General features: G+C 54.5%; 12 protein-coding genes. 6 read left to right on the forward strand and 6 right to left on the reverse strand.

Translation table 11 applies throughout. From position 1 onward, the window contains the following. Positions 1-102: 102 nt before the first annotated feature. From ACFSR7_RS08935 to ACFSR7_RS08960, 6 genes are all read right to left on the reverse strand, one after another. Positions 103-1,038: a cation diffusion facilitator family transporter gene (locus tag ACFSR7_RS08935; protein WP_378160676.1), complete on the reverse strand. Its 936-nt coding sequence runs from the start codon at positions 1,036-1,038 to the stop codon at positions 103-105. Positions 1,039-1,529: 491 nt separating this feature from the next. Beyond that, a complete protein-coding gene (locus ACFSR7_RS08940; protein ID WP_378160678.1) occupies positions 1,530-2,726 on the reverse strand; it encodes a trans-sulfuration enzyme family protein in 1,197 nt (398 codons plus the stop codon). Between the two features lie 31 nt (positions 2,727-2,757). Next, positions 2,758-3,588 carry a carbohydrate ABC transporter permease gene (locus ACFSR7_RS08945; RefSeq protein WP_378160680.1) on the reverse strand — a complete coding sequence of 277 codons (831 nt, stop codon included), beginning with the start codon at positions 3,586-3,588 and terminating at the stop codon, positions 2,758-2,760. Next, complete coding sequence (locus ACFSR7_RS08950) at positions 3,588-4,463, reverse strand: carbohydrate ABC transporter permease (protein ID WP_378160682.1); 876 nt, start codon at positions 4,461-4,463, stop codon at positions 3,588-3,590. The genes ACFSR7_RS08945 and ACFSR7_RS08950 overlap by 1 nt, the downstream gene beginning before the upstream one ends. Positions 4,464-4,553: 90 nt before the next feature. After that, positions 4,554-5,912 (reverse strand): ABC transporter substrate-binding protein, encoded by a 1,359-nt coding sequence (locus ACFSR7_RS08955; protein ID WP_378160684.1) that lies wholly within the window; start codon positions 5,910-5,912, stop codon positions 4,554-4,556. A gap of 171 nt (positions 5,913-6,083) precedes the next feature. Further along, on the reverse strand, positions 6,084-6,767 hold the full coding sequence (locus ACFSR7_RS08960; RefSeq protein WP_378160686.1) for a FadR/GntR family transcriptional regulator: 684 nt from the start codon (positions 6,765-6,767) through the stop codon (positions 6,084-6,086). Positions 6,768-7,028: 261 nt separating this feature from the next. Between ACFSR7_RS08960 and ACFSR7_RS08965 the strand changes: the two genes are divergently transcribed. From ACFSR7_RS08965 to ACFSR7_RS08990, 6 genes are all read left to right on the forward strand, one after another. Further along, positions 7,029-7,532, forward strand: coding sequence for a hypothetical protein (locus ACFSR7_RS08965; RefSeq protein WP_378160688.1), 504 nt, complete (start codon positions 7,029-7,031; stop codon positions 7,530-7,532). Then, on the forward strand, positions 7,529-8,107 hold the full coding sequence (locus ACFSR7_RS08970) for a hypothetical protein (protein ID WP_378160690.1): 579 nt from the start codon (positions 7,529-7,531) through the stop codon (positions 8,105-8,107). The genes ACFSR7_RS08965 and ACFSR7_RS08970 overlap by 4 nt, the downstream gene beginning before the upstream one ends. Before the next feature lie 635 nt (positions 8,108-8,742). Beyond that, on the forward strand, positions 8,743-10,560 hold the full coding sequence (locus ACFSR7_RS08975) for a sensor histidine kinase (RefSeq protein WP_378160692.1): 1,818 nt from the start codon (positions 8,743-8,745) through the stop codon (positions 10,558-10,560). Between the two features lie 40 nt (positions 10,561-10,600). Continuing rightward, positions 10,601-12,181 (forward strand): response regulator, encoded by a 1,581-nt coding sequence (locus ACFSR7_RS08980; protein ID WP_378160694.1) that lies wholly within the window; start codon positions 10,601-10,603, stop codon positions 12,179-12,181. Between the two features lie 241 nt (positions 12,182-12,422). Continuing rightward, positions 12,423-13,304: an ABC transporter permease gene (locus ACFSR7_RS08985; RefSeq protein WP_378161157.1), complete on the forward strand. Its 882-nt coding sequence runs from the start codon at positions 12,423-12,425 to the stop codon at positions 13,302-13,304. 2 nt (positions 13,305-13,306) lie between these two features. After that, entirely contained in the window at positions 13,307-14,176 is an 870-nt protein-coding gene (locus ACFSR7_RS08990; RefSeq protein ID WP_378160696.1) for a carbohydrate ABC transporter permease, read from the forward strand. Positions 14,177-14,196: the final 20 nt, after the last annotated feature.

The following is a 14,196-nucleotide window of genomic DNA, read 5'->3' on the forward strand; positions in this document are numbered from 1 at the left end:
GCAGGCTGACAAAGCGAGAACTGATGTCTCCTGATAGGAATCGTTTTTCTGGTCTCAGATCCAAGCGCTAGCGGTAGCGATATGACTTGAGCGGCCGCAGACTTAGGCCTGCTTCAGCATAAACGCTTTTCCATACGCGCCGTGATCGTGCAGAATCGGGTGTTCGATCTGGATCGTCGAATGCTCGATTCCGTATTTGCTTTTCAAAACTTGATTGATCGCCAAAATCGCGCAGAACGGTTCGACGTCTTTCTTGACGAATACATGCGCGGTCAGCGAATAATGCTCGGTCGTTACCGCCCACAGATGGAGCTCGTGTACGTCCGCTACGATGTCCAAGGCGTTGATATCTGCGCGAATGGCATCGAGATCGAACTTCTCGGGGACGGTCTCCATCAGTACGAGATAGGATTCGCGAATGATTTTAAACCCGCCCACGAAAATAATCCCGCCGACGACCATGCTGATTAAGGGGTCAAAGATCAAGAAGCCGGTAAAGTGGATCAGAACAGCGGAAACGATAATGCCAACGGAGCTAAGCAGGTCACCGACAAAGTGCCATAGCGCGCTTTTCACGTTCAGATTTTCTTCTTTCTTGGCGCTGCGGCTGAGTACGATCGTCAGAACGATGTTTACGACCAGGCCGATCGATGCGATCGTTAACATGATGGGCATATCGACAGCTTGCGGCTGAATGATGCGTCGGATCCCTTCCGCAAAAATGCCGACGGCAATGATAGCCAGAGCCAGCCCGTTCAGAAACGAGGCGATAATCTCGAAGCGAAGGAAGCCGAACGTATACTTCCGGTTGGGCTTGCGGGTGGCCATATAAATGGCTGCCATGCTCAATCCCAAAGCCAGCACGTCGGAGATCATATGCGCCGAATCGGAGAGCAGGGCGAGGGAGTTGGATACCAGCCCCCCTACAATTTCTACGATGGTAAAAAACAAGGTTAACGTCAGCGTGATCCAAAGTGTCTTTTTGGATGTCTTTTGCTCTTTGACGTGATCAAGGTGATGAAAATCGTAATTGTTCATGCCGATCTTCCTTTCGTCGTCCTACATTAGAATTATTATTATATAATAATTAATTAAAACTTAGCACGATTCGTTCCTGCGCGCAAATGAACATTTTATGGATCCTATTAAAGATATTCATTATCAGCGGGAGAAGTTAGTTTCGGCGGGGCGGGTGCAATTTTCGGGAAATTAAAGGCCGAATAAAAGCAAAGAGCCGCCCCAGGGGTCATTTTCATGACTTTTGGGGCAGCTCTTTGTTGTAAAGAGGCGCTGTACAGCGCTACATGGCGGGATCGAGCGGTCATCCGGCGCAAAGAGACGCTGTACAGCGCTACATGGCGGGATCGAGGGGTCATCCGGCGCAAAGAGACGCTGTACAGCGCTACATGGCGGGACCGAGCGGCATTCGGGGCAAAGAGGCGCTGTACAGCGCTACATGGCGGGATCGAGCGGACAATCGGCGCAAAGAGGCACTGTACAGCGCTACATGGCGGGACCGGGCAGTCTTTTTACAAAGACCGGCCTTCCAACGCAGGCTCATACAACTTCGCCCAGTTCCGCTCGATATCCGCGATCAGCTCGTCCGGATCCTCGATCCCGATGTACATGCGTACGCTCGCCAGCGTGCTGCCGTCTTCGGGATCTTTGACGGAGGCGCCGATCGTGGCGAGACTCTCGTAGCCGCCCCAGCTGACGCCGATCCGGAAGTAGTCGAGGTCGGTCGCCCATTGCTTCATTTTCTCCACGCTGTGCTGCGTCACGAACGAGAACAGGCCGCCGGTTCCGCTCAGCTGGCGGGCGGCCAGCTCTTTCTGCGGGTAGCTGTCCAGTCCGGGATGGTTGACGCGGACGACGTCCGGCTTGGACGCCAGATGCGCCGCGATCTTGAGCGCGCTGGCCTGGTGGCGCTCGAGGCGCAGGGGCAGCGTGCGCAGACCGCGCGTGATCAGGGCCGCGGTCTGCGGCGCCATCGCGGCACCGAGATTCAGGTAGCTGCGGTGGCCGATCAGGCCGATCAGCTCGCGGCTGCCGATGACGACGCCGCCGAGGCTGTCGCTATGGCCCGAGAAATATTTGGTGAGCGAGTGCATGACCAGATCGATGCCCATGGCGAGCGGCTTCTGGAAATACGGCGTCGCCCAAGAATTGTCGATAGCCGTTAAAATGCCGTGTGCCTTCGCCAGACTGGCGAGCGCAGGGAGATCCTGCATTTCGAACAGGCCCGACGTCGGGCTCTCCAGGTAGAACAGCTTGGTATTCGGACGGATCGCAGCCGCGAAGCCTTCCGTATCCTTGCCGTCGATGAAGGTGACTTCGACGCCGAAGCGCGCCGACAGGTCGGCGAGCAGCTCGCGGGTCGGTCCGTAAGCCTGATCGACGCAGACGATATGTTCGCCCGAACCGACCAGCGCGAAGATGACGGCTGAGATGGCGCCCATCCCCGAGGCGAAGCAGCGCGCGCTTTCTCCGCCCTCGAGTCCCGCAATTTTTTCCTCGAGGTACATGACCGTCGGGTTGTTGCCTCGCGAATAGACGGAGGCGGCCAGCACGTCCTGCATCGCCTCGTCGAACTTCTGGTGCGTCTCGAACGCGAACAGACTGCTTTGGTAGACCGGCATCGTGATCGCGCCTTGGTGGCGGCTGTCTACCGAATCGTGCGATACTTGTGTGTAAAAATGATTTTTGTCTCTTTCGCTAGTTGTCATATATACCTGCTCCTATCCCGAAAAAACTTGCTCAGCCCTTCTCTGCCCCTTGCGTCAAGCCCTCGACGATATAGCGCTGGGCGAAGGCGAACATGATGATCGTAGGGATAACAGAGATGACGGTTCCGGCAGACATGGATCCCCAATCGATATCGAACTTGAGTACGAATGAATTCATGCCGACCGGCAGCGTCTTCAGCGAATTCGTATCGATAAACATGACGGCCTGGAACAATTCGTTCCAGTTCTGAACGAAGGCGAAAATAAACGTTGAAGCGATCCCCGGCAGCATGACCGGGATAATGATGCGGAACAGCGACGTAATCCGCGAGCAGCCGTCGATCATCGCCGCTTCCTCGAGGCTGGCCGGTATGCGCTGGAAGAAGCCTCTGAGCATGATGGTCGAGAAGGCGATGGAGCCCGTCGTATACAGCAGGATGAGCGACATGCGCGTATTCGTCAGCCCCATATTGGACATCATCAGGTACAGCGGCGCCAGCGACACGAAGCCCGGCAGCATCTGCGTGAGGAAAAACGCGAGCATGATCTGCTTGTGGCCCCGGAACGAGAATCGCGCCATGACGTATGCGCACAAGATCGAGATGATGATGACGGCGACGGCGGACACGATCGACACGATCAAGCTGTTCATAATGTAAATATGAAACTTGGAAACCGTAAAAATGCGGTCGAAGTTACTGAGAGAAAAATGAGTCGGCCAATACGAGATCGGCAGCTTGAAGATGTCGCCTTTGGGCTTGAAGGACGTGATGACGATCCAGTACAGCGGGAATACGACCACGGCCAGGTGCAGGGCCAGGTAAATGACTTTTAATCCCTTAAGGGTCGCTTTGACGGCCATCAGAAGTCACCCACTTTCTCGGACTTCGTCACGAATAGATAGAACATCGTGTACAGCATCAGGATCGCGAGCATGATGACGCCGATCGCGGAGGCCATGCCGTAATTGCCGGCGAGCAGCTTCTCCATGAGGAGAGAGGACAGCACGTGCGTGCTTCCGGCCGGACCGCCGTTGGTCATGCCGTAGATGAGCGTCGGGTCGTTGAAAATCCAGATGACCCGCAGCAGCGTCGTGGCGATGATCGTCGGCATAATGTAGGGCAAAGTCACGTTAAAAAACTGGCGGAAGGTGTTGGCGCCGTCGATATCCGCGGCTTCGTACAATTCGCCAGGCACGGATTGGAGGGCGGCGAGCAGCATGATGGCGAAGAAAGCGATGCCGTACCATACATTCGCGACGATGACCGAGAACATGGCCCAATGCGGGTCCGATAAGAACCCGATCCGCTCGTGGATAATGCCGATCTTAAGCAACAGGTCGTTGATGACGCCGTATTGGGAATTGAACAGCCATTTCCAGATCAGGCCGATCAGGAACCCGGACAGCGCCCAGGAGTAGAACACGAAGCCCTGGTAAACGCCGCGTCCGCGGAATTGCTTTTTGAGCATAAGCGCGAGCGCAAGTCCGATAAAAAACTGAAAGACGAGCGAGAAGAATACCCAGTATACGCTGTTCTGGAGCGCGGTGAGGAATTTGCTGTCGCCGAAGGCGGTCTCGAAGTTCTGGAGTCCGACGAAATCGACGTTGTTGAGGTTGAACAATTCGTAATTCTGAAAAGCCATGATCACGCCGCGCAGGAACGGATAGAACGTGAAGACGGCGAGCAGCAGAAATGCGGGAAATAGGCTGAGCCATATAAATGTACGCTGTTTCATCCGGAGTCACCGCCTTATGTTGCAGGGAATACGGCTTGCGGCGCAGGCCGCCCGCCATATTCCCTTTGTGGTTAACAGTCGTTTTGCAGCTTATTTCGCGCCAAGTTCCGCTTTCGCATCGACCCAGAACTTGTCCCACTTGGCCAGCGTTTCTTCTACGGTCGCCTTGCCGAGCAGCATTTGTTGGCCGGTCTCCATGGACACTGTGCCGAACTTGCTGTTCGCCGGGTAGTTGAACGGAGGCTTGTAGTTGACGAACGTCTTGGGATCGGCCGTCATATCCAGCAGCGTCTTGTAAGGACCGTCATTGAAGTATGCGTCTTCGGTCGCGGTGCTGTGAATCGGAATCGTGCCGTAGCTCTTGGACCACTCGACGTTCTGCTCGTTGGAGCTCAGGAATTCGATCAGCTTCCAAGCCGCTTCCTTGTGCTCGGAGAAGGAGGTAATGCCCCAGCCTGCGCCGCCGGCGCTGATCAGCGCGACGCCGCTCGGGCCGGTCGGCATCGGGGCCGTCGCCCAGGTTCCTTCTTCCATGCCTTCCTTCAGCGTATTGATGACGTCGGGATCCTGAAGCAGGAAAGCCGTCACGCCGGAAGTGAACGCTTGGACTTGTTCGGAGAAGCCCCAACCGACGGAGTCGGCAGGCGAGCCTTCCTTGAACAGCTTGACGTACAGGTCGAGCGCTTGCTTGGCTTCGGGGGAAGCATAGATCGACTTGCCGTCGTTCAGGAACATGGCGTCGTTCGTGTTGACGTTAGCGCCGTTGTAGGCCAGAACCATTGTGTCAGGCACGGAGTTGGCGCCTGGGCCGCCGCGGAACGAGAAGCCGTAACGGTTCTTGGACTTGTCGGTCAGCTTGATCGAGGCATCGACCAGCTCTTGGTAGGTTTTCGGCACGGCGATTCCCGCGTCTTTGAGCCAATCGGAACGGTAGAACATTTGACGCTGGTAGAGGCCGTTGGAGATAAAGTACAGCTTGTCGCCGATGCTGCCGACGTCGAGGGCCGTTTTCGTTACCGTGGAGAACTCGCTCCAATTTTTCGTGTATTCGTTAAGTGGTTCCAAATACCCATTGTTGACGAACTCCGCTACGTTCAGGTCGCGGGCTTCGACGATGTCGATGTTTTCTTTGGCGGAGAGCATCGTGCGGATCTTGTTGTCGGCTTGGTCAAAGGGAGGCGAGATCAATTCAACATCGATATTGGAATTCGCTTTCTTGAAGGCGTCGATCATCTTTTGAAGCTCGGCTGTCCGGGTGTCGGAGGTCAAGCTTTCGATCATGCGGAGTTTAACCTTTTCTCCTCCGGCAGAATTGCCCGCAGAAGCGCCGGCGGATGCGCCCGACGAATTGTTGTTGTCGTTGCCGCCGCAGGCGGACAGGACCAGGGCCATGGCTACAGAAGATACTGCCAATTTTGAAATCGTTTTCATTCCACTTTGTGTGAACATTCGATTCCCCTCCTCTATGGATATCATACCGGCAGACTGTCTAACTATCAACCTGTATGATAGGTCTAATCGTAATGTCTACTCGTATTTTTTGTCAACAGTTTTGTTACCTGGGTGTTAATAATTCTTACAACAAAATTACTCATACGGTTAAATGCTTATTTTACAGGCTTAAATTTCATAAGTTTTAATAATTTCTTCCAGGGAATTCATTAACTTGTCGAACTCGGACAGCGCCGCCGGTACATCGTGCGCCGCGATCGCTTCGAACATAGTAAAATGAAAGGGGTATGTCGCATCGAACAATCCCGCATTGCCCAGCGGCTTGTCGAAAAATCGATTGTAAAGCGCGGAAAAAGAGTCTAAAACGCTCTCCAAAATGGGATTCGCAGCCGCCTTGTTAACAAGTCGATGAAAGGTAAAATCGATCCTGGACGTGCTTTGGCCGTTTTCCTTTAGTCTGCGGTATTCGTGGAGACATTGCTCTATTTCTTTGATTTGCTTGGGGGTTATGCGTTTTGCCGCCAATTCGATCGCCTTGCCTTCGAGCGCGCGGCGTACATCGAGGGTGGCGAGGAGCGAGTTGCGTTCGACCTCGATTTTCACCTTGCCCGTGAAGCGGAACGTATCCATGTCTCTCACAAAAACGCCTTTGCCGTTTTCGATCCGGACGACTTCGTTCGCTTCCAGATAGCGCAGCGCTTCGCGAAGCGAGGAGCGGCCTACGCCGAACATTTCCGTCAACCGTTCAACCGAAGGGAGCTTATCGCCTTCTTTCAGTTCTTTCTCCTGAATATAGTTCTGAAGTTCCTCGGATACCTGCTCGTATAGATGAATTTTTTGTATCTTCTTCATGAACCTTTCCTTCTTCCCTGTTCACCTATCAGACAGGACAATCATAGTGAAAATACCCTTTAATGTCAATGGGAATTGGCCGGCGAAACCCGGATGAATTCGATAGATTTGGGGGCGCCGATCCGGCGGACGGTTGTCTTATCCGTCGCTCGAGTCGAGAGTAAGGATGGGACAGGATTGATTTTATTTCTTTAAAAACGCCAACTTTTCCATAAATAAGGAGTAATATACAAGGAGAAGCTTGGCGGGAGGGGGGAAAGCATGCAACGGCGACTGGCTTACGCGGTTTACGTATTCAGAAGAATAATTCTCGTCGGGCTGGCCCTGCTTTTCATTATGATTTATATCCAGCATTGGATCAACGATAAGGGCCGGGGAATCAACGACACGATCAATATGCTTCAGGCTGACGGCCCCGTTACAGAAGTAACAGTCGACAAGAGCTTTCCGATCGACAGAGATACATTCACCGCCGACTCTGTCTATGTGACGCCCAAACAGATTGTGGTAACTTATGCTTTCCATGTCAAACAGAAAAAGAGCGTCTGGTCTTTTCCGACGACGAGTCTGAAGCTCGTAACGCCGGAGGGAGAACAATTGCTCAGCCATTCTTCGGGTTCGCACGGCACCTCTTGGGGGCAAACCGGTTATATTTCTTTCGATTTGCCCCAAAAGCCGACCGATCGCGCGACGCTCGTATACGAATTCTACGACCGGTCTGGCCAAATCGAGATCCCTCTAAAAAAGGCGGGTGAGGGAGCATGAATAGAAAACTGATATTCGCAGGTTTCGAATGGATAGCCATCGTGCTGCTGCTCTGGCTCGTCTGGCGCGAAGGAATCTTTACGCCTGGCAGCCTCACCCCCGAGAAAGCGCATCGGCTGTCGGAGAGCGGCTTTCATTATGGTCCCTCCACGGTCGTCCGCAAGGTTACGGTTCCGTTCGACAAGCATCAGGTGATTTTCCTCGGAACGTATAAAGACTGGTTTTCCGCGGACTCCGTCGTTAAGAAAAGGGGCGGATGGGTGGCGGGAGGCGGCGTCGGCGGCATCAAGATCGACCGCGACAAGGCGCTCTCCTATGGCTGGGAGGGAACGTCCTTATCTCGTTCGCTCATGACGTACAAATTTTACGGATACGTATCCGACGACCGAATAGCGACGGTGGAACTGCTCATGACGGATAAGGAAACGGGCAAGTCTGCGCCGATGCGCGAAGCGATTACGGATGACCGGATGTTCCTTTTTTTATGGGAAAGCAAGCAAGACAGCTACGCTTGGCAAACGATTCGCGGCTTGGACAAGGAAGGCAGCGTGTTGTACGAGCAGAAGCTTAGCTGAACGGTACCCCGGTGACTCTTTTTTTCACAAATAGCGGCTCCTCGGTCCGGCACCTCGGCTTCAGGACACTCCAGGACCGAAAATCTCGGAAATAGCGGCGGCTGAGTCCGTCGCTGTATCGGGCGATAGTTGTTAAAAGGCAGTTATTTCGGCGGTTATTTGCGGTATAGAGTCGATAGTTGTTAAAAGGCAGTTATTTCGGTGGATTTCTTGCGCGCGGCGTCACTTTTCCAGAATTAACTGCCTTTTGACCCTTAAATGGAAAATTCAATCATTTATTAGCGAAATAAATGCCTTTTAACACTTATCTGAAACATTGCCGACTGCGGATACTTGAAAAGCACGACGATCTGCGCGGCTACTTGGATCACCCGGGGTTACATTGGGTCACTCGGGGATACTTGGGTTACTCGGAGTAACGCGGCTTTACTCGGCGTTGCGCGCACAAGATTCCCGCAGGGCAGTTAAGAACTCAGCGGCCACGGCCGGCCGATCGATATCAAAATCATAAAAATGCCCTTGTTTATCCCATAAAATGTACCTTTGACGAAAAGGAATGCGTCTTGTATATTGGCGTGTAAACGCATTCAATATTGTGGTGCTTGAATTCGCAGCATTAAAGGGATGAGCTAAAGATGCAAAGCATCGGATGGATACGCAGCGCTGCCTCCTTAATAAAAAACATGAAGCTTCAGAACAAATTAATGGCGAGCTTCCTGCTCGCTTGCGTCGTGCCGCTGATAATCGTCAGCGTCCTTATTTTTCGCCAGTCGGCTGCGGGGCTTGAAGAATCCTCCGAGGAATTCGCTGCCTTATATACGTCTCAGATCAGGACATCGCTTAACGAGTTCCTCAAGGAATACGACAAGGTGACAAAATCGGTGTTGGTCGACAACGAGCTGATCTACAGCCTCGGCGATAAGCAAAACAAGTCTATCGACGAACAAATCATCCAGAGCGTCGCGGTGCAGCGCCTGTTGATGCGGGTCGCCTTGCTGAAGCCGGAGATCGGCGCCGCGATGCTGATCAGCCGGGACAATGCCGTGTATCAATATACGAACACGACAAGCAAGGTGAACGATAATCTGCTTTTATCCCAAGCGTGGTTTAAAAAGCTGAGCGGCTCGGAGGACACTTTTTTTATTACCGGGCTGCATGACCGCGCTTATTATGAGGATAAAGGAGCCGGCGCCATCGTGACGGTAGGGAGGCTGCTGTACCGTTCCGACGGGGCTTATGCGGGCATCCTGCTCATCGATCTGGATCCCTTTTCGCTGCTGCCGCTCGATAACGACTTCGTGCAAGCCCGAAAAAAGTACGGGATGAGCGTCATTATCAGCAATCGCGAGCAGCAGATCGTCTATCATTCCGATGCGGCCAGCGGCCGGTTGTCCTGGGAGCAGGTGCTGGCGTCCGGCGCGGACGAAGTCGGGGGCAACGGGACCAAGGACCGGATCGTCTTGACGGGAAGCACCGCGCAAGGCGAGCTGTCGATCAAGACCGAGATTCCACGCGACAAGCTGCTGCAGAAGATCAACCGGATCAAGGGGACGACCCTGATCCTCATTCTGGCGAGCTGCCTGATCGTTACCTTGATCTCGCTGGGCTTAAGCTATACGATCACGAAGCCTGTCAAGGCGCTTCGCCGAAGCATGAAGCAAGCCGAGGTGGGTCAGTACCTGCCGATCGAGAAAAAGCAGGCGAACGACGAGATCGGCAGTCTTGTCAACAGCTACAACAAAATGATCGTCACGATCCGCACGCTGATCGAGGACGTATATATGGCGGAGATCAAGCAGAGACAAGCCAAATTTCTCGCGCTGCAAAATCAGATCAACCCGCATATGCTCTACAACACGCTCGAGTCCATTCGCATGAAGGCGCTCATGAAGGACGACGACGAGACCGCCGACATGATCAAGATCCTCGCACGCATGTTCCGAATCGCGCTGGGCAAGGAGGGTCATTCGCATTCGATACGAACCGAGCTCGCGTACACGGTCTATTATTTGCAGTTGCAAAATATCCGGTTCGACGACATGTTCAAGCTCGATACCGACATCCCGGACGACATGCTGGACAGCCGCCTGATCCCGCTTATTTTCCAGCCGATCGTCGAGAACAGCATCAATCACGGCTTCGAGGGCTACAGCCGGACGATCCATATCGAGATTCGGGGCAGCTGGACGGAGGAAGGCGATATCCGGATCCGCATTGCGGACGACGGGATCGGCATGCCGCCGGACAAGCTGGCGGAGCTGCGGGCGCTCGTGGAAGGCGCGGGCGCGGAAAAGCCGAGGTTTGAATCCGGGGACGAGTCGGCGAGCAAAGGGCTGGGACTGAAAAATATCGCGGAGCGGATCAAGCTTCAATACGGTGAGCCGTACGGTTTGAAGCTGGATTCCGATCTCCAGCGCGGGACATCCGTCGAGATTTTAATCCCGAGGAATTAATGGGCGGAGAGGACGGCGAAAACGGAAAGGAGCGATACACGTGAACATCGTGTTGGTGGACGACGAAAAAGGCATCGTAGCGGGACTCCAAAAAATGCTCGGCCGCTATGTTCCGGAGTGTCAAGTGATCGGCGTCGCATACAATGGCGCGGAAGGCTGCGAGCTCATTCGCAAGCTGCATCCGGATATCGCGATTACGGATATTCGCATGCCGCAGTCCGACGGCCTGGATATGATCAAGAAGCTGACCGAAGCGGGCAGTCCGACAAAGTTCATTTTGCTGAGCGGCTATGCCGACTTCGAATATGCGCGTCAGGCGATGCAGCTGGGCGTACGCTTTTATATCAACAAGCCTGTCGAGGAAGAGGAGCTGCGTGACTGTGTGCGCCAGGTCATGGCGTCGATACGCGCGGACCGGGACAAGCTGCGGGAAGTGGACGCGCTCAAGCAGGAGGTGCACCATCGCAATCAGGAAAGCGCAATGAGGGACCTTTTCGAGATCGGCGCCGATCATGCCGACCTCGCGGAGGAACTCCTAAGGCTCGCCGGGCTGCCGGCAGACCCAACCCGGTTCGTCTGCGTCCTCATGGAGTTCGACGAGAGCGTCGAGCGCGTGAAGGAAACCGGCCTGGAGCCCGTTTACCGGCACATCGAACAGGCCTTGGCCCAGTACAAGGGCGTATACCGATTTCGATATTCGGGTGCCCAATTTGCCGTACTGGCGGCTCACGATAAGGAAATCGACTACAGCGATCTGGTCGGGTCCGTCCGGCAGCTGAGGGAAGCGCTCGGTCGCGAATTGCAGCTGCGCTTCGCCGCCGGCATCGGCACGATGCACCGACGCGCGTCGGGCATCAGCGAGTCCTTTGAGGAGGCACGGCATGCGCTGGGCTATAAGGTGATCAAAGGGGCGGACGCCGTCATTCCGTACCCCGATATCCGCATGGACGAAAAGCGTCTGCAGATAGACGCTGAACGAATTGCGGAGCTTTCGGCCGACATCGACAATTTGGACGAAGCGGGATGCGCCGGCATCATCCACGAGATTTTTCGCGAGATGGAGACCGCGCCTGGCATGAGCCCGGCCGATCTTCGGCTGCAGTGCGTCAACCTTCTGCTGTCGAGCGTGCGGACAATGTCGGTCGAGCAGCTCCGGCAATCCGATTTTTTGGGACGCCACATTTTATCGCTGGAGGAAATCTCGAAGTTTAAGACGATCGCATGCTTTGAGGAATGGACGGTCCAGGCGATCAAGGCGCTAATCGCGTTCAAGCGGGAGCATCGGATGCCGCAGAAAAAGGATCTGATCGCCGAGATCAAGGCTTACGTCACGGCGAACTTCGATCAGCCGATCAGCCTTGCCGAACTGTCTTCGCGTTTTTACATCAGCCCGATCTATTTGAGCCAGATCTTCAAGCAGAAAACGGGGGAGACCTACGTGAGTTTTCTGGCGAAGGTCCGGATCGGCAAGGCGAAGGAGCTGCTGGAGCGGACCGATCTGAAGGTGTACGAAATTTGCCAGCGCGTCGGATATTCGGACACCCAATATTTTGCGCGGCTGTTCGAAAAATGGACCGGCCTCAAGCCTACGGAATACCGCAAGCGGCAGCCGGATATGTGATCTTAACTACCACGCCAACCACGCCATTCAGGGTGGTTTTTTTTATCCTTCCAGCCAGCCCACCGTACCCAATAGCTCTATTCGGAGCTTCTTTTCCTATGTTTATTCCTAAAAAATGCCCCTGTTTAACCTTGATTCTGTCCGATTGAGGCCAATCGCCGCCGCGGCTATCATTAGTTTGTAAGCGAATTCAAGTCAGGAGCAAGGAGGGGCAAGGTTGAGAACAGCCGCACTGCAACGGATGAAAGTGTATTGGCCGCTGTACGCCATGGCGATACCCGGAATCGTTTTTCTGATCCTATTCAAATACATTCCGCTGGCCGGCGCTGTAATCGCATTTAAGGATTACTCTGTTTTCAAAGGGTTCGTCGACAGTCCCTGGGTGGGCTTCAAGCATTTCAAAACGTTGATTGATCATCCCGACTTCGCCCGCGTCTTCGGCAACACGCTTATGCTGGGCTTGCTGAAAATTGTGCTGGTGTTCCCTGTGCCGGTCCTGCTGGCGCTGATGATCAACGAGATCCGCAAGTCCGCGCTGAAAAAGGGCGTGCAAACCGCGCTTTACATTCCGCACTTTTTGTCCTGGGTTATCGTATCCGGCATCGTCTTCGACTTCTTCTCGCTGAGCGGATTGTTCAACATCGTCCTCGGCTGGTTCGGGCACGAGCCGGTGCTGGCCATGCAGGAGAGCGGGTACTTCCGGATCATCTACGTCATCACCTCCATCTGGCGGGATGCGGGGTGGGGCACGGTCGTCTACATGGCCGCGATCAGCGCGATCGACCCGCAGCTGTACGAATCGGCGATGATCGACGGCGCCTCCAAGATCAGGCAGATCCGTCACATCACTTTTCCGCTTCTCCTGCCGACCGTCCTGGTGCTGTTCCTCCTCGAGATCGGCAACTTCCTGGACCTGGGCTTCGATCAGGTGTTCAACCTGCTCACGCCGATGACCTACAGCGCCGGCGACATTCTGGACACGTACGTCTTCCGGACCGGCATCCAGCAGGCGCAGTACAGCTTCGCCACCGCCGTCGGCTTGTTCCAGTCGGTGGTCGGATTTATCCTGGTGTTCGTCTTTAACCGGTTATCGAGAAAAGTATCGGATGGGGGGCTCTGGTAGACTTGTCTGAAACGAGAAGCGAAAAAGTATTCGTATCCGCCGTCACCGTGCTGCTCATCCTCTTGTCGGCGCTCGCGCTCATTCCGCTCCTGTCCGTCGTCGCCACCTCGCTGAGCTCCAAAAGCGCCGTCGACATGAACCTGGTCACCCTTTGGCCCAAGCAGCTTACCCTGGACTCCTGGCGCTACATCATCGATCGGCCGGACCTGTGGCGGTCGTTCGCCCTGACGCTCAGCTCGACGCTGATCGGCACCGTACTGGCGCTGCTGATGACGGCACTGCTCGCCTACCCGCTGTCGAAGCCGGAGTTTCGCTGGGGCGGGGTCATTATGATCGGCGTCGTCGTCGCGATGATCTTCAAAGCGCCGATCGTCCCGTATTTTCTCACCCTGCGGGGACTCGGCCTCTACAACAATCCGCTGGTGCTGATCGTGCCGCATGTGCTGAACCCGTTTAACCTCATCATCATGCGAACGTTTTTCAAGCAATTTTCCAAGGAATTGGAGGAGGCGGCTTTCCTGGAGGGCTGCGGGTACTTCCGGATGCTGTTCCAATTCGTGCTCCCGCTGTCCAAAGCCGTATTGGCGACGCTGGCTTTATTCTACGGCGTCGTGCTGTGGAACCAGTTCCAGCATCCGCTCCTGTTCCTGCAAAATCCGGATTGGTTCCCGCTTCAGATCAAGATTAGACAATTCATCACCGACGATAACGTCATCATGTCGGGGGCGGTGTCGGCAGCCAATCTGAACTATAATGAACGGACGCTAAGGGCCGTAACCGTCATCTTCGCGATTATCCCGATCGTTGCGGCGTACCCGTTTTTGCAGAAGTACTTTGTCAAAGGGGCCATGATCGGCTCGGTTAAAGGGTAAAATATGCCTTCAGGTTTAGC

The sequence above is a fragment of the Cohnella sp. GCM10020058 genome, assembly GCF_042683485.1.
In the GTDB taxonomy this organism is placed as follows: domain Bacteria; phylum Bacillota; class Bacilli; order Paenibacillales; family Paenibacillaceae; genus Cohnella.